The 290-nt window shown below is 48.3% G+C and carries 1 tRNA gene; it reads right to left on the bottom strand.

Annotated elements, in window-relative coordinates:
• Positions 1 to 149: 149 nt before the first annotated feature.
• Positions 150 to 224, bottom strand: a tRNA-Glu gene (locus K5I40_RS23820).
• Positions 225 to 290: the final 66 nt, after the last annotated feature.

Raw genomic sequence — 290 nt, 5'->3', positions numbered from 1 at the left:
CATCTGTTCCTGTTACGGAGAACAGACACAGTGTGTCGTTTCAATTTTCAGCTTGATCCAGATTTTTAAAGAGCAAATATCTCAAACATAACTCAGAGAGTCAGTTTTGAGATACTGATTGGTTGTGCCTTTCACTCACACCCAGCAAGTGGCGTCCCCTAGGGGATTCGAACCCCTGTTGCCGCCGTGAAAGGGCGGAGTCCTAACCGCTAGACGAAGGGGACACGATGTGTCACGACTTCGCAGCCGTCTTGCTCGTTACTTTTCATCAGACAATCTGTGTGAGCACT

The sequence above is a fragment of the Leclercia sp. LTM14 genome (genome assembly GCF_023736175.1).
Classification (GTDB): Bacteria; Pseudomonadota; Gammaproteobacteria; order Enterobacterales; family Enterobacteriaceae; genus Enterobacter; species Enterobacter barmai.
The sequence above is the reverse complement of the archived record's forward strand: the minus strand, read 5'-3'. Positions and strand labels throughout refer to the sequence as shown.